The sequence below is a fragment of the Macellibacteroides fermentans genome, from assembly GCF_013409575.1.
Taxonomy (GTDB): domain Bacteria; phylum Bacteroidota; class Bacteroidia; order Bacteroidales; family Tannerellaceae; genus Macellibacteroides; species Macellibacteroides fermentans.
In genome coordinates this window covers 199,374-219,990 of sequence record NZ_JACCCY010000004.1, presented here as the reverse complement: position 1 = coordinate 219,990, position 20,617 = coordinate 199,374, and the positions used below count along the sequence as shown (strand labels likewise).

Here is a 20,617-nt window from a genome sequence, read left to right as displayed (position 1 = left end):
ACTTTCCTCCTAAATTAATAAACATAACATAAAACTTCACCACCAATCTTAAGATCGCGGGCTTCTTTGTCTGTCATAACACCTTTAGAAGTAGAAAGAACAGCAATACCTAAACCATTCAATACTCTTGGCATTTCCTTGTAACCAGTGTACCTACGTAAACCCGGAGAAGAAACTCTTTCGAGTTTCTTAATAGCATTTACTTTGTTTACGGGGTCATACTTCAAGGCAATTTTAATTGTGCCTTGAGGACCTTCTTCTACAAACTTAAAATTAAGAATGTAGCCCTTGTCAAAAAGAATCTTAGTGATCTCTTTTTTTAAATTTGACGCCGGCACTTCTACGACTCTGTGCTTGGCTTTGATTGCATTACGCAATCTTGTCAAATAATCTGCAATAGGATCTGTCATATAATAAATAATTAAATTGATCCGGACTCCCGGACAATATTTAAACTAAAAAAATTCTTACCAACTTGCTTTCTTTACACCAGGGATTAAACCATTTGATGCCATTTCGCGGAATTGAATACGCGAAATGCCGAACTGGCGTACATAGCCTTTCGGACGTCCTGTTAGTTTGCAACGGTTGTGCAAACGTACAGGTGAAGCATTTTTGGGTAAAGCTTGCAAACCTTCATAGTCGCCAGCAGCCTTAAGTTCAGCTCTTTTAGCGGCATATTTCGCAACAAGCTTCGCTCTTTTAACCTCGCGGGCCTTCATTGATTCTTTAGCCATAACTACTTAATCTTTTTTAATATTTTTAAAAGGCAACCCAAATTCTCTCAACAGAGCATACCCTTCTTCATCTGTTTTCGCAGAAGTTACAAAGGTAATATTCATTCCCAATATTTTGGTAATACTATCGATATTTATTTCAGGGAAAATAATTTGCTCCTGAATACCCAATGTATAATTACCTCTTCCATCAAACTTGCTTTCGATACCCTTGAAGTCACGGATACGTGGCAAAGCAATACGTACAAGTCTTTCAAGGAACTCATACATCTGCTCACGACGTAATGTTACCATTACACCGATAGGCATTTTCTTACGAAGTTTAAAGTTAGAAATATCTTTCTTTGATACAGTAGCAACCGCTTTCTGACCTGTAATAGTAGTCAGTTCGCTGATAGCGATATCAATAATCTTCTTATCAGCAGAAGCCATACCTAAGCCCTGGTTGATAACAATCTTCTTCAAAACAGGAACCTGCATTACAGATTTGTATTCAAATTCCTTCATCAAAGCAGGAACAACACGATCCTGATATTCTTTTTTAAGATTGGCAGTATTGCTCATTATTTAATTTCCTCCCCTGATTTTTTTGAATAACGAACTAAAGAGCCTTCAGCATTCAACTTACGACCGATACGTGTAGCTTTACCAGACTTTGGATCTACTACATTCAAATTCGAAATATGAATGGGTGCTTCTTTCTTTTCAATTCCTCCTTGCGGATTCTTTGCATTAGGCTTGGTATGCTTTGACACCATATTAACACCTTCTACAACGGCGCGCTGATCTGCTACAAGAACTTGTAGCACGCGACCAGTCTTACCTTTGTCTTCGCCAGTATTAACAAATACTATATCGCCTTTTTTAATATGTAATTTACTCATTACTTACAGTTTTACTGAATTAAAGTACTTCCGGAGCAAGTGAAACAATTTTCATATTAGCTGCACGAAGCTCTCTAGCTACCGGACCAAAAATACGACTTCCGCGAATATCACCACCGGCATTTAACAAAACACATGCGTTGTCATCAAAGCGGATGTATGAACCATCCTGGCGACGAATTTCCTTCTTTGTACGAACGATGATAGCTTTTGAAACTGCACCTTTCTTTACATCACTTGAAGGTATAACGCTTTTGATTGCCACTACAATCACGTCACCAACAGAGGCATAACGCTTTCTTGTACCACCCAAAACACGGATACAAAGAGCTTCTTTTGCGCCACTGTTATCACAAACTACTAGTCTTGATTCTTGTTGTATCATCTTACTTCGCTCTTTCGATTATTTGTACTAATCTCCATCTTTTTGTCTTGCTCAATGGACGAGTTTCCATAACCTTTACAGTATCGCCGATTGAACATTCGTTATTTTCGTCATGAGCGTGGTACTTCTTCGTCTTGTTAACGAACTTTCCGTAAATGGGGTGTTTTTCCTTCCATTTAACAGCAACAGTGATGCTTTTTTCCATCTTGTTGCTAACTACTACGCCTGTTCTTTCTTTTCTTAAATTTCTTGTTTCCATCAGGCTCAATTATTTATTATTAAGTTCTCTGTAGCGCAATTCAGACTTCATGCGCGCAATCGTCCTGCGTTGTTGTTTAATCTGAGCAGGATTATCAACAGGAGTAATAGTATGATTGATTCTCTTCTGATCGTAAGCTGCTACTTCAGCATCTACTCTTTCAATCAACTCCTTTGTGCTTAATTCTTTAATTTCTGCTATCTTCATAACAATTACGCATTTTGATTTTGAAAGTCATAATCACGTCTTACTACAAATTTTGTAGTAACCGGAAGCTTTTGAGCTGCAAGGCGCAATGCTTCTTTAGCTACATCGAAAGGAACCCCTTCAATCTCGAAAATAAGACGTCCTGGTGTAACAGGTGCCACAAATCCTTCTGGCGAACCTTTACCTTTACCCATACGTACTTCTGCAGGCTTCTTAGTAATTGGTTTATCTGGGAAAATACGTACCCAAACCTGGCCCTGACGTTGCATGTAACGAGTTACAGCAATACGGGCAGCTTCGATCTGACGACCTGTAATCCACTTGGACTCCAATGACTTTATACCAAATGATCCGAATGACAACTGGTTTCCACGCTGAGCTTCGCCCTTCATGCGACCTTTTTGTTGTCTTCTGAACTTTGTTTTTTTAGGTTGTAACATCTCTTGTTTATTCTAACGTTTAACGATTAGCTTTCTTTCTCTTGAAGTTCTTATCTCTGTTGCCTGAGGTATTGCTGTCATTTCTGCGACCTGAATCTTTAGAAGCAGTAAATGAAGGAGCAAGATCTCTCTTACCATAAACTTCACCACGACAGATCCAAACTTTAATACCAATCAAACCAACCTTTGTCAACGCTTCACCTAAAGCATAATCAATATCTGCTCTAAAAGTGTGCAACGGAGTTCTTCCTTCTTTATACATTTCTGAACGGGCCATTTCAGCACCATTCAAACGACCAGAGATTTGCACTTTAATACCTTCGGCACCCATTCTCATGGTAGAGGCGATAGCCATCTTAATAGCACGACGATATGCAATTTTACCTTCAAGCTGACGTGCAATATTGTTTGCTACGATCACTGCGTCCAATTCGGGTCTTTTTACTTCAAAGATGTTAATCTGAACTTCTTTGTCAGTAATTTTCTTCAACTCCTCTTTCAACTTATCAACTTCCTGACCACCTTTACCGATGATAATACCCGGACGTGATGTGCAAACTGTAATTGTGATCAACTTCAGTGTACGTTCAATAACAATACGTGATACACTAGCCTTAGCCAGACGGGCATTCATATATTTACGGATCTTGCTGTCTTCCAACAGTGTTTCACCATAATTATTTCCGCCATACCAGTTGGAATCCCATCCACGGATGATTCCTAAACGATTACTAATCGGATTAACTTTTTGTCCCATCTACAATTAATTTTGACTATCGTTTGTACTACGTGTATCAACAAACAAGGTAACATGGTTCGAACGTTTACGAACACGATAACCTCTTCCTTGAGGAGCTGGACGCATTCTCTTCAACATTGTAGCAGAATCTACCTGTATTGAAGACACGAACAGTTCTCCTGTTTCTGCTTTGCGCTCATTCTTTTGCTCCCAATTTGCAATCGCTGAACGTAGCAATTTTTCTACTCTTGCAGAAGCTTCCTTATTAGAAAACTTCAAAACACCAAGTGCTCTGAAAACTTCCATACCGCGGATCATGTCTACTACTAGACGCATCTTGCGGGGAGAAGTTGGCACATTTCGCAATTTTGCGAAATACATGGTTTTTTGGGCTTCTTTTCTTGCTTCGGCTGATATTCTTTTTCTAGCACCCATTTTATTGATTCTTTTAATTTTCAGATTCCTGAATTCCTGTTACTACCGATATTACTTTTTCTTACCACCGGAGTGACCACGGAAAGTACGAGTTGGAGAAAATTCTCCCAACTTGTGACCAACCATGTTTTCGGTAACAAAAACAGGAATAAATTTATTTCCATTATGAACTGCAATAGTATGGCCTACAAAATCAGGCGAAATCATTGAAGCTCTTGCCCATGTCTTAACCACAGCTTTCTTGCCTGACTCATTCATAGTCAAAACCTTTTTTTCAAGCTTGATATTGATATACGGGCCTTTTTTTAGCGAACGACTCATAGTTTACTTAATTAATCAGTTTACTTCTTTCTTCTTTCAATTATATACTTTGAAGAATGCTTTTTAGGAGCTCTTGTCTTCAAGCCCTTTGCATATAAGCCTTTACGTGATCTAGGATGTCCTCCTGATGCACGTCCTTCACCACCACCCATTGGGTGATCAACTGGGTTCATTACAACCCCACGGTTACGAGGACGACGACCAAGCCATCTAGAACGACCGGCCTTACCTGATTTTTCAAGCCCATGGTCTGAATTGCCAACACTACCGATGGTAGCTTTACAAGCTGCAAGAATTTTGCGAGTTTCGCCTGAAGGCATTCTAATGATCGCATAGGTACCTTCTCTCGAAGTTAACTGCGCAAAAGCACCAGCCGAGCGAACTAACTTAGCCCCTTGTCCGGGACGTAATTCAATATTGTGAACAATCGTACCAATAGGAATATTCTGCAGAGGCAGCGTATTACCTACTTCAGGAGCAGCATCGCTACCTGAAACCACTGTTTGGCCAACTTCCAGACCATTAGGAGCGATGATATAGCTCTTTGCTCCGTCTACATAATACAACAGTGCAATACGTGATGTACGATTGGGATCGTACTCGATTGACTTAACTGTTGCAGGAATGCCATCTTTGCTTCTCTTGAAATCAATAAATCTGTACTTTTGTTTGTGACCACCTCCAAGATAACGCATTGTCATCTTACCGGTATTGTTACGACCACCAGTACTTCTTTTACCTGTTACAAGAGACTTCTCTGGTGTACTTGCAGTGATTTTATCAAATGCACCAATAACTTTGTGTCTCTGCCCCGGTGTTGTGGGCTTTAATTTACGTATTCCCATTTTTCTTCTTAGATATTACTAAAGAAATCGATTGTTTCTCCTTCTTTCAACGTTACGATTGCTTTCTTAAAAGATGCCTGCTTTCCGTTAATTACACCTGATTTAGTGTAACGACTTTTCAACTTACCCGCATAGTTGATGGTGTTAACATCAACTACGGTTACGTTGTACATATCTTCGATCGCTTTCTTTATCTCTAACTTGTTGGCATCAGGAGAAACACGAAAACCATAGCGATTAGCCATCTTTTCAGTAATCGCTGTTTGTTTCTCTGTTACTATAGGTTTAATAATAATTCCCATTATTTTACTCCTTATGCTTTAAATAAATTATCAATAACAGCCACAGAACTTTCTGTCAGCACTAAACTTGTAGCGTTAAGCACTGCATATGTGTTTATTTCTGAAGCAGTTATCACATTTGTCTTCTCGATATTACGAGCCGACAAATATACAAAATTATTTCTCTCCGCTAAAACTAAAAGTAACTTTCTATCAGCCACTTTCAGATTTTTAGTAATTGCAGTAAATTCTTTTGTCTTAGGAGCTTCCATAGCAAAATCTTCAACTACAACGATTGCATTAGCTTGCGCTTTGTAAGCCAAGGCAGATTTACGTGCAAGACCTTTTACCTTCTTGTTCAATTTAAACTCGTAGTCTCTGGGTTTAGGACCAAAAACACGTGCACCACCAACCAATAAAGGAGAGTTAATATCACCACGACGAGCGCCGCCACCACCTTTTTGTTTGATAAGCTTACGGGTACTACCTGAGAGTTCACTTCTCTCTTTCGACTTGTGTGTTCCCTGACGTTTGTTTGCTAAATGCTGTTTTACATCCAGATAAATAGCATGATCGTTGGGCTCAATGCCGAAAATAGCATCATTCAAAGTTACCTTTCTTCCGGTATCTTCGCCTTTAATATTTAATACGCTCAGTTCCATTACTTCTCAATTAATACGATTGAACCTTTTGCTCCTGGTACAGATCCTTTAACTAGTAAAAGATTGTGTTCAGGCATCACCTTGATCACTTGAAGGTTTTGAACAGTTACACGTTCGTTACCCATTTGACCAGCCATACGAGTTCCTTTGAACACTTTAGCAGGATAAGAACATGCTCCAACACTACCCGGTGCACGAAGACGGTTATGCTGACCGTGAGTAGACTGACCTACACCACCGAAACCATGACGTTTAACAACACCTTGGAAACCTTTACCCTTAGATGTTCCGATAACATCTACGAAACCTGCATTTTCTAAATAATCTACAGAGATTACATCTCCTAAATTATAAGAGGTTTCAAAATTCTTGAACTCGGCCAAGTATCTCTTGGGAGTTACGCCTGCTTTCTTAAAATGTCCCATTTCAGGCTGTGTTGTGTGTTTTTCCTTTTGATCCTGGAAACCCAACTGTACAGCTTCATAGCCATCTTTTTCGAGCGTTTTAACTTGCGTAACAACACAAGGACCCACTTCGATAACAGTGCATGGAAGATTTTTTCCCTCGGCACTGAAAACGGATGTCATTCCGATTTTTTTTCCTAATAATCCTGGCATTTCACTTAATTTTTAAATACTCACACTTTAATTTCAACTTCTACACCGCTGGGCAACTCCAGCTTCATCAATGCATCAACTGTTTTAGCAGTTGAGCTATAGATGTCAATTAATCTCTTATAAGAAGAGAGTTCGAACTGCTCACGAGACTTCTTGTTTACGAAAGTCGAGCGGTTCACAGTAAAAATACGCTTATGCGTAGGCAGAGGTATAGGGCCGCTTACAACAGCACCGGTAGCCTTTACCGTCTTTACAATCTTCTCAGCAGATTTGTCTACTAGAGAATAGTCGTAAGACTTTAATTTAATTCTGATCTTTTGGCTCATATCTATTTATATGTTTCTAAATTATTTGATCAAATCCACACGACCTTGAACCTCTGTCAAAACTTGCTTAGCAATTGAAGAAGATACCTCAGCATAATGTGAAAAATGCATTGAAGAAGTAGCACGACCTGATGTAATCGTACGCAAAGATGTTACATATCCGAATGTTTCTGCCAAAGGAACTTTAGCTTTAACGATACGAGCACCTGTACGGCTTGATTCCATACCTTCAACCTGACCACGACGTTTGTTCAAGTCGGAGATAACATCACCCATATTTTCTTCCGGAGTTACAACTTCCATCTTCATGATTGGTTCCATCAAAGCTGGTGAAGCTTTTTCTGCTGCACTCTTGAATGCCTGGATAGCACAAATTTCGAACGAAAGCTGATCTGAGTCAACCGGGTGGAATGAACCATCAATAACAGTAACTTTCAACTGATCCAATGGATAGCCTGCAAGTACACCATTCTTCATAGCTTTCAAGAAACCTTTTTGAATAGATGGGATGAATTCCTTTGGAATGTTACCACCCTTAACTTCGTCAACAAATTGCAATTCGCCTTCGAAGCCTGCATCAACTGGTTCAACACGAACAATGATATCAGCAAATTTACCACGACCACCAGACTGCTTCTTGTAAACTTCGCGAAGTTGAACTGATTTTGTGATAGCCTCTTTATAAGTAACCTGAGGACGACCCTGATTACATTCAACCTTGAATTCTCTTCTCAAACGGTCAACAATGATATCAAGGTGAAGCTCACCCATACCACTAATTACAGTCTGACCTGTTTCTTCGTTGGTTTGAACACGGAAAGTAGGATCTTCTTCGGCCAATTTAGCCAATCCCATACCCAACTTATCCATATCTTTCTGAGTTTTTGGCTCAACAGCGATACCGATAACTGGTTCAGGGAAATCCATTGACTCCAATGAGATCAGATTGTTTTCGTCACACAGCGTATCTCCGGTACGGATATCTTTAAATCCTACACCTGCACCGATATCACCACAACCGATAACATCCTTCGGATTCTGCTTATTTGAGTGCATCTGGAACAAACGAGAAATACGCTCTTTCTTGCCTGAACGAACATTATAAACATAAGATCCGGCAGGAAGTTCTCCAGAATAAACACGGAAGAAACAAAGACGTCCAACATATGGGTCTGTAGCAATCTTAAATGCCAAAGCACAAAGAGGCTCATCGCTGGTTGGGTGTCTTACAATTATTTTTTCTGAATCATCAGGATCTGTTCCTTCGATTGCAGGAGTATCAGCAGGACTTGGTAAATATGCACAAACAGCATCAAGCAATGTCTGTACGCCCTTATTCTTGAATGAAGAACCACAAATCATCGGATTGATCTGCATAGCAATTGTTCCTTTACGGATTGCATTTACAATCTCATCTTCAGTGATAGTTGAAGGATCTTCAAAATATTTTTCCATTAAAGTGTCGTCGCATTCAGCAAGTACTTCAAGCATCTTGTCTCTCCACTCTTCAGCTTCCGCAAGTAAATCTGCTGGTATTGGATCTATCTCATATTCAGCACCCATTGTTTCGTCATGCCAAAGAATTGCTTGCATTTTTACAAGGTCAATTACACCTTTGAAAGTTTCTTCTGCACCGATAGGGATTTGAATAGGACATGGATTTGCGCCAAGTACAGTTTTAACCTGATTTACAACTTCATAGAAGTTAGCTCCTGAACGGTCCATCTTATTTACGTAACCAATTCTCGGAACATTGTATTTATCCGCCTGACGCCAAACAGTTTCAGACTGAGGCTCAACACCACCTACTGCACAAAAAGCAGCAACGGCACCGTCAAGAATACGCAACGAACGCTCTACTTCTACAGTAAAGTCAACGTGTCCCGGGGTGTCAATCAGGTTGATTTTATATTTTTCATTCAGGTAATTCCAGAAAGTAGTAGTTGCAGCAGAAGTGATAGTAATACCACGCTCCTGCTCCTGCTCCATCCAGTCCATTGTTGCAGCGCCATCGTGCACCTCACCGATCTTGTGAGTTAAACCGGTGTAGAAAAGAATACGCTCAGAGGTCGTAGTCTTTCCGGCATCGATATGCGCCATGATACCGATATTTCTTGTATATTTTAATAATTGATCTGCAGCTTTAGCCATTGTTTTTCTTTTTGCTTATTTAAAATCTGAAATGAGCAAATGCACGGTTAGCTTCAGCCATACGGTGCATATCTTCTTTTCTCTTGAAAGAACCACCTTGGTTGTTGAAAGCGTCAACAATTTCTGCAGACAACTTGTCAGCCATAGTCTTACCACCTCTCTTACGAGAATACAGGATAAGATTTTTCATAGAAATGGATTCTTTACGATCGGGGCGGATTTCAGTAGGTACCTGGAAAGTAGCACCACCAACACGGCGGGATTTCACTTCGACTTGAGGAGTAATATTGTCGAGTGCAGCTTTCCAAATTTCGAGAGCAGACTTTTCTTCGTTAGGTAATTTATTCTTAACGATTTCCAGAGCGGAATAGAAAATTTCGAAGGCAGTATTTTTCTTGCCATCATACATTAAATGGTTAACGAATCTCGTAACCTTAACATCACCGAAAACAGGATCCGGAAGGATCTGTCTTTTCTTTGGTTTTGCTTTTCTCATTTGTTTTCAAAAATTTTGTTCTTGTTCTTGGTTGCCTTAATTTGTCTTCAACGGTTCCGCCGAACCATTTACTCAACCTGTAGCCTATCCAAATAAACTCAAACCAGCTTTAATACTAAAATTTAAATTCTCAGTTTGAAGGGATGTAATAATTACTTCTTCTTTCCTTTAACAGGTGCTGCGGATGCTCCCTTTGCTCCGGCCTTAGGACGTTTAGCTCCGTATTTAGAACGTCTTTGTGTACGTCCGTTAACGCCAGCTGTATCCAAGGTACCACGAACAATGTGATAACGCACACCTGGAAGGTCTTTCACACGACCACCACGTACCAATACGATTGAGTGCTCTTGCAAATTGTGTCCTTCTCCCGGAATGTAAGAGTTAACTTCTTTACCATTTGTTAAACGAACTCTGGCAACTTTACGCATTGCAGAATTCGGTTTTTTCGGTGTTGTTGTGTAAACTCTCACGCATACACCACGTCTTTGAGGACATGAATCCAATGCTGGAGATTTACCTTTAACTACCAAAGTTTCCCTTCCTTTTCTAACTAATTGCTGAATTGTAGGCATTTTTCTTCTTTTTAAACTTTGAATGTGTTATTATTATATATCTATATATTTCAATTTCAGGCAGCAAATTTACGCATTATTTCCGTGAAACCAAACAAGTTAGCCACTTTATTTCGTATTATTGCCGCTAAAAACGGCACAAAGTTACGCAATAGTTTCTGTTCTATAACAGCAAACTCTATAAGCATTCACATTATTTAATAGACATTAACATACTACAATTGAAAGAAAAGCCCTAGCATAATCTGATAAAACTCCTAAAACCAGCCCATTTATAGACTATTGAGCAAGTGAAAAGCGCAAGCTGATGCCATAATTTGAATTGGATGTAGGATAAGATGCCGATGAAACCAATGGTTCATTGATTTGTAAATCATAAAACGCTCTTAGACTAAGGGTTTTACTTAAACCATAATCAGCAGATAATTGAAGCGTTTTTGCTATATTTCCCGAGGTTGGTTGTGTAAAATTATCCTCAATCTTACGAATGAGGGATTGCGACTTCCGATAAGAAAAATCCAGGCGAACCGTAAGGTCATTGCTAAAATCCTTGGTTTGTTTCATTTTCAGAACTTTATTAAACTCGGTAAGTTTATAACCTAGTCCTATTACATATTCATTAGAAACTGCCTCCACTAATTGATAGGACGAGATATTCAGGCTTAGATTCCTGGTAGTACGGTACTCAGAACGAGCAGTAACATTATTTTGAAAAGTTACATCCACTCCGATCAAAGGGCTAAATCCCTCCGTAATACTTACAGCCGAAATTTCATAAGGAGATGAGGGTAACGGATTGTTGGTAAGAACATCCCTAATAAAGCCCAGGTCATCCTGTCCGGCATCAACCCAATTCAAGAAAGAAGAGAAAGCTCCAACACTATAGGAACAACGGTACTGATGGTTTAATAAAACACTTTTAAAGTACTTTCTAAGTTCACCAACTCTTATGAGTCCATCATATGTTACCCTCCAGTTTGGAAGTAAACTCGAAAGAGAAGGGAAGGGCGAAAGAGAAACATTTGTTGCATTCTTTCCTGTATAAGCTGCGAGGAAAGCAGGTATTAAAACATCGGATGAGTTTAAACCTACATTACCCAGCTCAGAATTATAGGGCTGACCAGCCAATGCAGACCCTGACAGAAAGCCTTTATCCGGATAAGACAGACCGTTATAAACAGCCCCCAACCTGGAAGCTATGACCTCTCTGTTTGCTAAAAAAGTATTGAATGTTTCAGAATTATATCCATCAATGGCTTTCGATCGTTTAAAAGCGGTTGAAGCAGCTATGGTAGTCATAGTAAAGTTACCACCATAAGTTTCAGGCATACCTTGATACATATACTTTATTTCGGTATTGCGGGTATCAACCCTATTGGCATTTAAATCAATTTTAAGGCCAGAAATAGGCTCAAGTGTTGCCCTCAAGGTGAAATTACGTGCATGATTGATAATTGCTGGCGAAACATTATCTTCATTTTTAATAAGCCAGTCATTTTCATCAGCCTCATCAATATAGCTACGCCTTACTGATCCGAAAGCAAACCCTAATCCGGGTGCAGTTCCTCCCACGGTATTACTCTGCCCGATAAAATCTCCTATTTCAGGACGAAATCCGGGTAACATCATCCCATCTGTAATTGCATACTGAATGTTCAGACTGCGTAACATCATTAAGAAACGCGTTCCATGTTCCGCAACCTTATACCATAATTCGTTTGACAAATCGGGACCGGGAAGTATTGACACTTTAATTGCTGTCGTGTCGAGATTCAGTATTTCAATTTCGCCGGCACTTATTGCTTTAAATTTGATTGCATAAACTTTCCCATCTGCTCCACGCGCAGAAACACGCACTTTCTTTGATGCCAGACTATGTCTTATTTTAACCGTACTATCCGGACTCAATTTAATATCTTTCTCCACTTTCAACGGTGCCGGCGGAGTTCTTCTATTCCTTGAGCTGGCAGATGCCACACGGGTGGTAGGGGTAAATTTCTGGTTCACCTTAGCTAGGAATTTATTCTTATTATAGAGTGAAACCAAATTAAAACGACCTGAAATATCAAACTGACGCTGATTCGTAATCGTATTGCCTATTTCTGTCAACGAATCTATTTCGGCTCCCCGCTCCCAATTATAAGATGCATTATAAGATAAAGAACCACTTGTCCAGTCCATAACAGGGATTAAAGCAAAAGGCAATGTGTAAGTCGCAGTAAAAGTCTGATCATACTTCATAGGTTTACCCATGTCAGAAATACTTTGTTTCACAGAATCTTTCCAAACCTTGTACTGATCAGGATTCAACTCTTTATTAACCTGCACATTGGGCTCTTCGATACGGGCGTTTGTGCCCGATGTAAAATTAACATTCAGATTCTTTGTAAAATCCCATCGCAAGCTAAAAGCTCTATCCCAATAAAAGGTTGAACTAAATGAAACAGGTAAATTATTCTGAGCGCCCAGATCATCTAAATTCCTAAGCTTTTGCTCATAATAATTTCTCATCATGGCCGATTGGAATGAGATGTTTGACGGGAGATAATTAAGTCCAAATTCTTTTAAATAGCGTGTACTTCCTTTCTCTTTTACATTTTTAAAGGGAATAAACGGTTTTACGTAAGGAGAATACGAGTAACTAAAGTTTGCCCGATAATCTTTGGATGTTTCATACTGTGTTTCGGGATTTTTCATTGTAGATTCATTGAATGAGTAACCCACTGAGAAGTTTGCCGGATCGTATGGCATGGGAGTCTTGCTGCGCACGTCAACTTTAACATTGTTAAGAGCCACACTTTTAATAATGGTTCTATCTTGCGAAAAATTAAGTATAGAATCACGATCATGTTTGGTAGTTGCCGAATTCAAAGCATCTTGTAATACGATATCCTGATCCAATGGATTATACTTTGGGTTTGTGGTCTCCTTTGAATATGCATAATACAACGGTATACTTACTTTCGTTTTCTCCGGGAACAACTTCCCAAGCTCCACATTGGCGGCCATATTGTATTGGGAATAATCATCAAGCCTGCGTTCTGCAATGGATTGATCCAAACCGCCAAAGCCGGCAGTCTCCACACGCCCCCCCATATTCAATGTACCAAAATCCGAAAGCGCAATTTGTAAATTAGCATTTGCTGCCCACCCTCCGTCTTCATTAAAATCTGTAAGTCGCAACTCATTCACCCAAAATTCACCACTCTTAATATCTTTGGAATTATTACGTACCCCAATCATGATTGTCTTGACCTCCGACAAGGAAGGATTACCCACTACGGTTATCTTATTAAGCGGAGAAGCCGGATCATACTCAGAATAAGGCGTATAGAATGTTACATTCTCGTTCCCTTCCCTTTTCGCCTTATTCCTATTCAGTTTCAGATTGGTCAGCACCTCAAAATCAAAATTCAACGTATTTCCTTGCGGCCATACTGTAAATTGATCAGTCTCATTGTATGTACTGTAGTTACCATGGGGGGTAAGTAACAACGGGACTTCATACTCATAATAATTATTTTTATAATCAGAACCTAAGCGGATAAAGACAGACATTTCGCCATTGGACAAATTAGTCACATCATTAATAAATTTTTCTGCATGGACAAACAGCTGCAAGCGTTTGTATTGCCTCAAATCATAATAGGTATTTTTATAAACGGCCCGTGCATCAGCGGGTGCAAGGTTTGTTATCTTCATAGATAATGCCTGCTCATTCTGCTGACGTAATTGAGGCTGACCGGGATCAAGCATCCGGCTCACCCCCGGGGGTAGCACATAATTAACCGGAGTACGTTCGCTGTTTTCCTCAATATTAACAGTCGCCACATCCAGAGAGGCATTAATAACAGGAGGCAGCTTCGGATTAGAAAGATCTTGCGTATAATTGCGCCATTCACCACGGACCAAATCAAAAGATCCGAAACGCAGAATTGTTGTTTCACTAAAATCAGTCATAAACATACGCATAAAACGTATGGTTTTGAAATCATTTATGGATCCCACTTTCTGGTTATAATTCTTTACAGGAATCTTAAATTGATACCAATGAATAGTCTCTTCTTTTCCATTACGCAAATTAACCGTAACCTCTCTTCTATCCACAATATAGTTACTACCTACCACTAAATCTTTAGGGCGTAACGACACCTTATATTGATAATATTTCTCAAATTCATTTAACGTGTTATCCTGATTTATATCTTCAACATCGGGAATTGTGCGGGCTGATATATCATACTTTTCCGGAGAATCCTCCGATGCTGTAGAGTTTCCCTCTACACCGTTATAACGTTTATATCGCTCCAGAATACCTACTTCTTTTACATCATAATCTGATCCTCTGAAATAGTGATAATCGTCTCCTGCCGGGTCATTCAATGGAGAAAAAGGATCTTCCATCATTTGGGCCAGAGTTTCCCCTGAGAGTCGCGACTGCAATTTTGACAAGTAATCCTGATACGTTGAAAATTGTTTCTCATCAGCCGACGACAAACCATTAAATCCCACATCCTGCAGTTTACGGGCACCTTGCGTATTGTCAAATGCGTATACGGTTGACTGACGTTTAGGAACTCTCCCCCATACAGTCTCTTCCACAGAGCTTAAATCGCCATCAATTGGTAGTCCGTTTTCGAAAAACTTTTTTTCATCCCTCAGTATATCTTCCGAAATCTCGCCAAGATTAAAATAAAGATCTCCTCCCTTGCCATTTGCATTGTATATAAACGGATCCATCATCCAGAATTCAATGTATTCAATATTAGCAGCCTCAAAGTCACTCTGCTCTATTTTACGCATAATTCCACCCCATCTTTTATCTGGCATTGCAAGAGAACCATCTGCATTGATTCGGTCTGCATCTAGATTGTAAGGCCCCCGTTCAGTAGGGTAATAGGCTAAGTTAAGTACCGGCAATGTATTATTCTCATTGTATGAAAGATCTTTATTCGGGAACAGCTCTTGTGTCTTTACTTCTCTCACATAGTGATTGGACAGCTGGTCCAAATCATTTTTTATATGATTGGGAGCAATAGATGAATTTTTACGGGTAAATAATCCATCTATATAATACCACGCGAGTAAGGCCCGGTTTTTTCCATAATCTATATTATTAGTGAGGGATGCTTCAGGGAAGAGGCTATTTGCACCATCATTGTAAGGCACACTCGATAAAGTCCAGGGATAGGGATTCAACAGGTCAATCCCAGTCTGTGTCGATTCAAAATCATCCAGATAAGAATATCCACCTGTGTACTTGTTTTCGTAATGGCCCGGGATCAGATTCGCAAATTCTGCTTTCAAAGAAATCTGTGAAGGCTTTGTAAGAGTAAGCAAAGGCAACTTATCAAACAGATTAGTAAGCCATTGCGATTCGGTTCTAAATGAGGTGTTAAGTCCCCATAACGTATTTTTTATAGACTCGTCCCCAAATGCCGTTTTGGTTGTTAAAGGCAATTCCGACAAATGCATGATAGTTGCTCCCAGATTAAAGTTTTTGTTAAACTCATAATTTAGATCAACCCCCATCATGGTTTTACGTTGCATGCTGTAGGCCGACTGGTTTTCGAGTGAAACACTCACTCCTGTACCGCTTGAAATAATATTCTCATTTAAAATGGTGACTATCCCTGATGTATAATCCACTGTATAATCCACATTCTCCTGCAATGTTACACCTGCTGCCGTTACCCTAACAGAACCTCTGGCTACATTGCTTGCTCCGAGCTGAATTTCAGAACTTGATGAAGCTTTGTATTCGCCTTTGATGAGGAACTTATTTTTCTCTGTCAACTGCCTCGCCACTGTCAAGGTAGAGTCATACAATTCCTGAAAAACATATTTATCGGCAATCACATCATTACCAATCTTTTTTCTTAAATGGCTTCCAAAAGGCTCCACAACCGGAAAGAATACACGACCATTCTCAGACAGCACCGTATACCCCTCCAGATAATCGAAAATTCCATCCGGATAAGTCTCATTCTTTGCATCAAGTCTGTCCAGGTTCATCACCCGCAACAATAACTCGTCTTTAATATTTCCCTCCGACAAATAACGTAAATATACCCCAGTGGTATCACTCTGATAAAGAATGTCTAATCTGAATTTTTCTTTATTTAAAGCATACGCCCCCAGAGAGTATACATTTTTCATCATCAGATCCCAAAATGGAGAGCCGGGAGACATTGCGGTTCCTTTAAGCAACTTCACATAGAGGCTGTTAGTGGTATTGACTGAATTGTCTGTAGAGAATTCTCCCACCTGATATACAGAACCGCGGTAGGTATATTCGTAGGCAACGGCTAACACTTCATCTGGTTGCAACTGTGTTTTGAGGGAAACATATCCTAATTGCTTATTCAAAGTAAATTCAGAAGGATCCAGTCTCCTTGCACTTTCCACCTTTTCATAATCAATCCCCCCCTCAATAAAACCGGCGAAAGCCTGTGAAACCGTATTAATATTTCTGGCATCCGGATAACCGGTAACAACCTGCTGATACAATGTATTTGCACCATTATAAGGAATAGGAAGCGAACCGGCAGGATTGAATTGTGGATTGCTGATGTGACTGTTTTCGGCCAGATCAGAAAAAGCGACAATATTTCTGGACTGATCGTAATTACTTCGTTTATTAGTAATCCAGACCTCCACTCTACTAATACTGATTCCTGAATTTATATATGGCAATTTTGACAAAGCAGCATCATAAGTATCTCTAAAGAAATGAGAAAGAAAAAAATGACGATTTTCATCGTACTGATCGGCAGCAAATTCATAGGGTTTGGTTTGTACACCACCTTTTGAAGAAACAGTCTGCGACTCCGATTCTTGTTGAGAAAAAATGGCCCCGACCCGTAGCTTTCCAAACTGAAGTTCCGTTTTTATTCCAAACAAAGCTGCACCGCCTCTGATCAATGAGTTTGAAGTGTTCATGCTAACATTACCGGCTTCCATCACCTTTATGATTTCATCTTCAGTACCCTCATACGCCAGCTTAAGTTTTTTGGAATCATAATCGAATGTGGTCTCCGTATTATAATTCATTCCAAAATTCACTTTTTCGCCTACAGTAGCCTGTACATTAAGCTGCACTTGTTCTTCAAAATTAAAAAAGGTACGGTTTCTGGAACGTTGCGGTAGCGACGGATTATCAGTTTTGTTACTTTTAAGGCCCATTTTAATTTCGGCAGTCCCTTGAGTCTTTACTCTTACGCCTCCTTTACCAAATATTTTTTCTGCGGCTCCAAGATCAAATCCGATATCCGTTATTTTAAGCTCCTTATTTATCTCTTCGCGGTAACTCTCCTCGTTTTTTTGTCTGAAATAAGCCCGCAGAGATTCCTGCAAGCTATAATCCTGATACTCTTCGGGAGTCAAAGAGATGGGTGTACTTAGTTGCATGTCGCCCAACTTAGTCGTAACGATATACGTATTTGTCTTTAGATCGTATTCTATCGAAGTTTTTACATTGTCCGGATTACGCAAATCCATGGGAGACTTTTTTATGAGATCTTCATAGGCTTCAGGCACTGTTTTAGCCACCGGATAACGGGGATCAACAGAATCTCCTTCAAAAACTACCTGAGGCTCTAGTTCTGTTAGTTCGGGCACCTCTGAGGTAAAGATCAGATAGTCCGCATTCAACGAATACAGACCAGTCCCGAATAACAGAACACATACAAGTAATATGTAGTGAGCCCCCCTTTTCATCAAAGCATTCTAAGTGCGTCTTTAATAACTTTTTCCACTTCAAGAGAAGGAGACCTCTTCAATATGGTAGTAACTGCCTTTTGAGATGCAGCCTTCTGAAAGCCCAGCATTACCAGCGCAGCAATCGCCTCTTCGGCAATCTGACCGTTGCCGGAACCAGACACTGCTGAATCAGCAACAACACCCTGTAATTTGACTTTATTTTTGAGATCGACCAAAATACGCTGAGCGGTTTTTAGTCCGATACCCTTTACAGCAGTAAGTGCAGCTTCATTCTTGGAAGCAATGACCTGTACTAACTCAGAGGGAGGTAGCGAAGACAAAATCATACGTGCCGTATTCGGACCAACACCCGAAACACTTGTCAACAACAAAAACAATTCGCGTTCTTCTTTACCAGAAAAGCCAAACAGCAGGTGGGCATCTTCACGAATTACTTCGTAAACATATATTTTCCCCTGATGCTGAGCGCTATATGCACTATAAGTCGTTAATGAGATATTCAATTCATACCCTACACCACCACACTCCATAACCATTCGGGCTGGAGTAAGCTCAATTATATCACCTCTTAAATATTCAATCATTTTGCGTCTAACCAGTTAAATGTTTGTTTATAACGCAAAAGTACGCAAAAGCGTATATTATAAAGCCTCTTTATTTAGAAAGCTGGTCGGGGATTCACAAAAAGTGAAGCGCCAGGGTTCAACGCATCAAAAACTTCAATACATCCTCTATCTTGCAATGTGATATAAATTTGCCTCAATTCTTTACCTCCAAAAGTGATATTCGACGGCTTCTTCCCTTTACAGGAATACTCATACAGGATTTTTCCCTCAGGCGAGAGAACTACGACAGTTCCTTTGTCGTACCTGCATATATAAAGATTGCCATTTACATCGCAACGCATTCCATCCATTCCATAATCGGCAAAACGATGAAAAAGACGCTTGTTGGATAGATTTCCGTTCGGCTCAATATCGTATACCCAAACGTTCCGCTGCACTGATTCATTCACATATAATAAACGTCCGTCGGGACTCACTTCCACTCCATTGGTCGTTCCCATGGAATCTTCCAACAATACCACTTCGCCCTTCGTCGATATTCTCCATAATTTACCAGTGTTATCAGACCAGGCGGGGTCACTTGCATAAATCGACCCATTAGGAGCAATAGATATATCATTGGGTTGATTCATAGCCGGTTCATGAGCGAAAACTGAAATAACTTTTGTTTTCGGATCAACACAAAGTATGTTATGATTGGTATAATCCGCCACAAACATCATCCCTTCAGCATTAAAACGAATTCCATTTCCAACCGATCCGTCGGGTAAGGTAACAAATAGGCCGTGTTCACCCGAAGACTTGATTAGTCCGATTGTACCCTTAGTTGCATAATTGACAGCATATAAATTACCTGCGGCATCTACTGCGGGGCCTTCGATACCCGACGTAAATGTACCTTCAGGAACAAGGTCGCGACCATCGGGAGACGAGAACACAACACACGAAACCATCAAGGAAGAAAGCAGTATACAAAGTTTCTTTTTCATAATATCACCTATTGTTATTATTATAATCAGCGTGCAAAATATAAAATATTCCGTTCGATAAATAAAAAAGCAAGTACATGTTTTTTCACAAGTACTTGCTCAAAAACAGGACTCCACACATTCAATAAATAAAGTGGAGCCTGCCAATATCATTTAAACAATTAAATTAAAGAATCCGGACAAAGATGATCCTTTTCAATATCCTTAAAGTAATTATAGGTACCAACTTTCAACTCTGCACAGGCTGATTCATCGCAAACGATAATTCCCTTCGGATGTAGCTGCAGTGCTGTGATAGTCCACATCTGATTGATAGAACCTTCAACCACCTGAGCCAATGCACGAGCTTTGTTGTGTCCATTCACCATAATCAAAACCTCTTTTGCATCTAAAACAGTACCCACACCCACAGTAACCGCAGTCTTGGGAACTTTATTTACGTCGTTGTCAAAAAATCTCGAATTGGCAATAATCGTATCCGTTGTCAAAGTCTTGATGCGGGTACGAGACGACAGAGATGACCCTGGTTCGTTAAATGCGATGTGACCATCAGGACCGATACCACCTAAAAACAAATCTACCCCACCAACAGCTTTCATCTTAGCTTCATAAGCAGCACATTCAGCTTCCAGATCGGCAGCATTACCATTCAAAAGGTTTGTATTTTCGGGATTGATGTCAATATGACTGAAAAAGTTATTCCACATAAAGGAATGATAACTTTCCGAATGTTCCTTTGGCAATCCTACGTATTCATCCATATTGAATGTGATCACATGCTTGAAAGAGACAACTCCCTTTTTGTTCAATTCAATAAGATTTTTGTACATACCAAGGGGTGAAGAACCTGTTGGCAATCCGAGGACAAAAGGTTTTTCAGCCGTTGGATTGGCTTTTTGAATACGCGAAGCAACATAGTTAGCAGCCCATTTCGACAATTGATCGTAATTAGGCTCAATAATTAATCTCATAGTTTTTTATAT

At 39.8% G+C, this 20,617-nt stretch carries 23 protein-coding genes; all 23 read right to left on the bottom strand.

All coding sequences use genetic code 11. The annotated features are described in order from the left end of the window. Positions 1 to 14: 14 nt before the first annotated feature. Positions 15 to 410: a 30S ribosomal protein S8 gene (gene rpsH, locus F5613_RS13790; protein ID WP_079682546.1), complete on the bottom strand. Its 396-nt coding sequence runs from the start codon at positions 408 to 410 to the stop codon at positions 15 to 17. 57 nt (positions 411 to 467) lie between these two features. Beyond that, positions 468 to 737: a 30S ribosomal protein S14 gene (gene rpsN, locus F5613_RS13785; protein WP_068182300.1), complete on the bottom strand. Its 270-nt coding sequence runs from the start codon at positions 735 to 737 to the stop codon at positions 468 to 470. Positions 738 to 743: 6 nt separating this feature from the next. Continuing rightward, on the bottom strand, positions 744 to 1,301 hold the full coding sequence (rplE, locus tag F5613_RS13780) for a 50S ribosomal protein L5 (RefSeq protein WP_079682547.1): 558 nt from the start codon (positions 1,299 to 1,301) through the stop codon (positions 744 to 746). Further along, a complete protein-coding gene (rplX, locus tag F5613_RS13775; protein ID WP_079682548.1) occupies positions 1,301 to 1,621 on the bottom strand; it encodes a 50S ribosomal protein L24 in 321 nt (106 codons plus the stop codon). Before rplX ends, rplE begins: the two co-directional genes overlap by 1 nt. 19 nt (positions 1,622 to 1,640) lie before the next feature. Beyond that, on the bottom strand, positions 1,641 to 2,006 hold the full coding sequence (rplN, locus tag F5613_RS13770) for a 50S ribosomal protein L14 (protein ID WP_068182289.1): 366 nt from the start codon (positions 2,004 to 2,006) through the stop codon (positions 1,641 to 1,643). A 1-nt stretch (position 2,007) separates the two neighbouring features. Beyond that, on the bottom strand, positions 2,008 to 2,265 hold the full coding sequence (rpsQ, locus tag F5613_RS13765) for a 30S ribosomal protein S17 (protein WP_079682549.1): 258 nt from the start codon (positions 2,263 to 2,265) through the stop codon (positions 2,008 to 2,010). Between the two features lie 9 nt (positions 2,266 to 2,274). Continuing rightward, complete coding sequence (gene rpmC / locus F5613_RS13760; protein ID WP_079682550.1) at positions 2,275 to 2,472, bottom strand: 50S ribosomal protein L29; 198 nt, start codon at positions 2,470 to 2,472, stop codon at positions 2,275 to 2,277. A 5-nt stretch (positions 2,473 to 2,477) separates the two neighbouring features. Then, positions 2,478 to 2,912, bottom strand: a complete 435-nt coding sequence (rplP, locus tag F5613_RS13755; protein ID WP_068182276.1) for a 50S ribosomal protein L16 — start codon at positions 2,910 to 2,912, stop codon at positions 2,478 to 2,480. Between the two features lie 19 nt (positions 2,913 to 2,931). Continuing rightward, on the bottom strand, positions 2,932 to 3,669 hold the full coding sequence (gene rpsC, locus F5613_RS13750) for a 30S ribosomal protein S3 (RefSeq protein ID WP_068182273.1): 738 nt from the start codon (positions 3,667 to 3,669) through the stop codon (positions 2,932 to 2,934). A gap of 6 nt (positions 3,670 to 3,675) precedes the next feature. Continuing rightward, positions 3,676 to 4,086 (bottom strand): 50S ribosomal protein L22, encoded by a 411-nt coding sequence (rplV, locus tag F5613_RS13745; protein WP_068182271.1) that lies wholly within the window; start codon positions 4,084 to 4,086, stop codon positions 3,676 to 3,678. A 51-nt stretch (positions 4,087 to 4,137) separates the two neighbouring features. Beyond that, positions 4,138 to 4,407, bottom strand: a complete 270-nt coding sequence (rpsS, locus tag F5613_RS13740) for a 30S ribosomal protein S19 (protein ID WP_068182264.1) — start codon at positions 4,405 to 4,407, stop codon at positions 4,138 to 4,140. A 20-nt stretch (positions 4,408 to 4,427) separates the two neighbouring features. After that, positions 4,428 to 5,252: a 50S ribosomal protein L2 gene (rplB, locus tag F5613_RS13735; RefSeq protein WP_068182262.1), complete on the bottom strand. Its 825-nt coding sequence runs from the start codon at positions 5,250 to 5,252 to the stop codon at positions 4,428 to 4,430. Positions 5,253 to 5,260: 8 nt separating this feature from the next. Next, positions 5,261 to 5,554: a 50S ribosomal protein L23 gene (gene rplW, locus F5613_RS13730; RefSeq protein ID WP_068182259.1), complete on the bottom strand. Its 294-nt coding sequence runs from the start codon at positions 5,552 to 5,554 to the stop codon at positions 5,261 to 5,263. 11 nt (positions 5,555 to 5,565) lie between these two features. After that, entirely contained in the window at positions 5,566 to 6,195 is a 630-nt protein-coding gene (gene rplD / locus F5613_RS13725) for a 50S ribosomal protein L4 (RefSeq protein WP_179400178.1), read from the bottom strand. Further along, complete coding sequence (gene rplC, locus F5613_RS13720) at positions 6,195 to 6,812, bottom strand: 50S ribosomal protein L3 (RefSeq protein ID WP_068182243.1); 618 nt, start codon at positions 6,810 to 6,812, stop codon at positions 6,195 to 6,197. Before rplC ends, rplD begins: the two co-directional genes overlap by 1 nt. A 20-nt stretch (positions 6,813 to 6,832) precedes the next feature. Next, the gene (gene rpsJ / locus F5613_RS13715; RefSeq protein WP_005634728.1) at positions 6,833 to 7,138 is read right to left on the bottom strand and encodes a 30S ribosomal protein S10; all 306 of its coding nucleotides are present in this window, start codon (positions 7,136 to 7,138) and stop codon (positions 6,833 to 6,835) included. 21 nt (positions 7,139 to 7,159) lie between these two features. Then, positions 7,160 to 9,289 carry an elongation factor G gene (gene fusA, locus F5613_RS13710; RefSeq protein WP_179400177.1) on the bottom strand — a complete coding sequence of 710 codons (2,130 nt, stop codon included), beginning with the start codon at positions 9,287 to 9,289 and terminating at the stop codon, positions 7,160 to 7,162. Positions 9,290 to 9,308: 19 nt separating this feature from the next. Further along, complete coding sequence (gene rpsG / locus F5613_RS13705) at positions 9,309 to 9,785, bottom strand: 30S ribosomal protein S7 (protein WP_079682553.1); 477 nt, start codon at positions 9,783 to 9,785, stop codon at positions 9,309 to 9,311. A 152-nt stretch (positions 9,786 to 9,937) separates the two neighbouring features. Next, a complete protein-coding gene (rpsL, locus tag F5613_RS13700) occupies positions 9,938 to 10,357 on the bottom strand; it encodes a 30S ribosomal protein S12 (RefSeq protein ID WP_179400176.1) in 420 nt (139 codons plus the stop codon). Positions 10,358 to 10,636: 279 nt separating this feature from the next. Next, a complete protein-coding gene (gene sov, locus F5613_RS13695) occupies positions 10,637 to 18,076 on the bottom strand; it encodes a T9SS outer membrane translocon Sov/SprA (protein WP_179400175.1) in 7,440 nt (2,479 codons plus the stop codon). Beyond that, positions 18,076 to 18,663, bottom strand: a complete 588-nt coding sequence (gene ruvA, locus F5613_RS13690) for a Holliday junction branch migration protein RuvA (RefSeq protein WP_179400174.1) — start codon at positions 18,661 to 18,663, stop codon at positions 18,076 to 18,078. Before ruvA ends, sov begins: the two co-directional genes overlap by 1 nt. A gap of 74 nt (positions 18,664 to 18,737) precedes the next feature. Further along, a complete protein-coding gene (locus tag F5613_RS13685; protein WP_179400173.1) occupies positions 18,738 to 19,634 on the bottom strand; it encodes an SMP-30/gluconolactonase/LRE family protein in 897 nt (298 codons plus the stop codon). Positions 19,635 to 19,795: 161 nt separating this feature from the next. Further along, the gene (gene nagB / locus F5613_RS13680; protein ID WP_068182219.1) at positions 19,796 to 20,605 is read right to left on the bottom strand and encodes a glucosamine-6-phosphate deaminase; all 810 of its coding nucleotides are present in this window, start codon (positions 20,603 to 20,605) and stop codon (positions 19,796 to 19,798) included. Positions 20,606 to 20,617 lie beyond the last annotated feature (12 nt).

Excerpts from the sequence above, each read along its gene's own strand:
- rpsH (WP_079682546.1), bottom strand. The coding sequence starts at position 410 with ATGACAGATCCTATTGCAGATTATTTGACAAGATTGCGTAATGCAATC.
- rpsN (WP_068182300.1), bottom strand. The coding sequence starts at position 737 with ATGGCTAAAGAATCAATGAAGGCCCGCGAGGTTAAAAGAGCGAAGCTT.
- rplE (WP_079682547.1), bottom strand. The coding sequence starts at position 1,301 with ATGAGCAATACTGCCAATCTTAAAAAAGAATATCAGGATCGTGTTGTT.
- rplX (WP_079682548.1), bottom strand. The coding sequence starts at position 1,621 with ATGAGTAAATTACATATTAAAAAAGGCGATATAGTATTTGTTAATACT.
- rplN (WP_068182289.1), bottom strand. The coding sequence starts at position 2,006 with ATGATACAACAAGAATCAAGACTAGTAGTTTGTGATAACAGTGGCGCA.
- rpsQ (WP_079682549.1), bottom strand. The coding sequence starts at position 2,265 with ATGGAAACAAGAAATTTAAGAAAAGAAAGAACAGGCGTAGTAGTTAGC.
- rpmC (WP_079682550.1), bottom strand. The coding sequence starts at position 2,472 with ATGAAGATAGCAGAAATTAAAGAATTAAGCACAAAGGAGTTGATTGAA.
- rplP (WP_068182276.1), bottom strand. The coding sequence starts at position 2,912 with ATGTTACAACCTAAAAAAACAAAGTTCAGAAGACAACAAAAAGGTCGC.
- rpsC (WP_068182273.1), bottom strand. The coding sequence starts at position 3,669 with ATGGGACAAAAAGTTAATCCGATTAGTAATCGTTTAGGAATCATCCGT.
- rplV (WP_068182271.1), bottom strand. The coding sequence starts at position 4,086 with ATGGGTGCTAGAAAAAGAATATCAGCCGAAGCAAGAAAAGAAGCCCAA.
- rpsS (WP_068182264.1), bottom strand. The coding sequence starts at position 4,407 with ATGAGTCGTTCGCTAAAAAAAGGCCCGTATATCAATATCAAGCTTGAA.
- rplB (WP_068182262.1), bottom strand. The coding sequence starts at position 5,252 with ATGGGAATACGTAAATTAAAGCCCACAACACCGGGGCAGAGACACAAA.
- rplW (WP_068182259.1), bottom strand. The coding sequence starts at position 5,554 with ATGGGAATTATTATTAAACCTATAGTAACAGAGAAACAAACAGCGATT.
- rplD (WP_179400178.1), bottom strand. The coding sequence starts at position 6,195 with ATGGAACTGAGCGTATTAAATATTAAAGGCGAAGATACCGGAAGAAAG.
- rplC (WP_068182243.1), bottom strand. The coding sequence starts at position 6,812 with ATGCCAGGATTATTAGGAAAAAAAATCGGAATGACATCCGTTTTCAGT.
- rpsJ (WP_005634728.1), bottom strand. The coding sequence starts at position 7,138 with ATGAGCCAAAAGATCAGAATTAAATTAAAGTCTTACGACTATTCTCTA.
- fusA (WP_179400177.1), bottom strand. The coding sequence starts at position 9,289 with ATGGCTAAAGCTGCAGATCAATTATTAAAATATACAAGAAATATCGGT.
- rpsG (WP_079682553.1), bottom strand. The coding sequence starts at position 9,785 with ATGAGAAAAGCAAAACCAAAGAAAAGACAGATCCTTCCGGATCCTGTT.
- rpsL (WP_179400176.1), bottom strand. The coding sequence starts at position 10,357 with ATGCCTACAATTCAGCAATTAGTTAGAAAAGGAAGGGAAACTTTGGTA.
- sov (WP_179400175.1), bottom strand. The coding sequence starts at position 18,076 with ATGAAAAGGGGGGCTCACTACATATTACTTGTATGTGTTCTGTTATTC.
- ruvA (WP_179400174.1), bottom strand. The coding sequence starts at position 18,663 with ATGATTGAATATTTAAGAGGTGATATAATTGAGCTTACTCCAGCCCGA.
- F5613_RS13685 (WP_179400173.1), bottom strand. The coding sequence starts at position 19,634 with ATGAAAAAGAAACTTTGTATACTGCTTTCTTCCTTGATGGTTTCGTGT.
- nagB (WP_068182219.1), bottom strand. The coding sequence starts at position 20,605 with ATGAGATTAATTATTGAGCCTAATTACGATCAATTGTCGAAATGGGCT.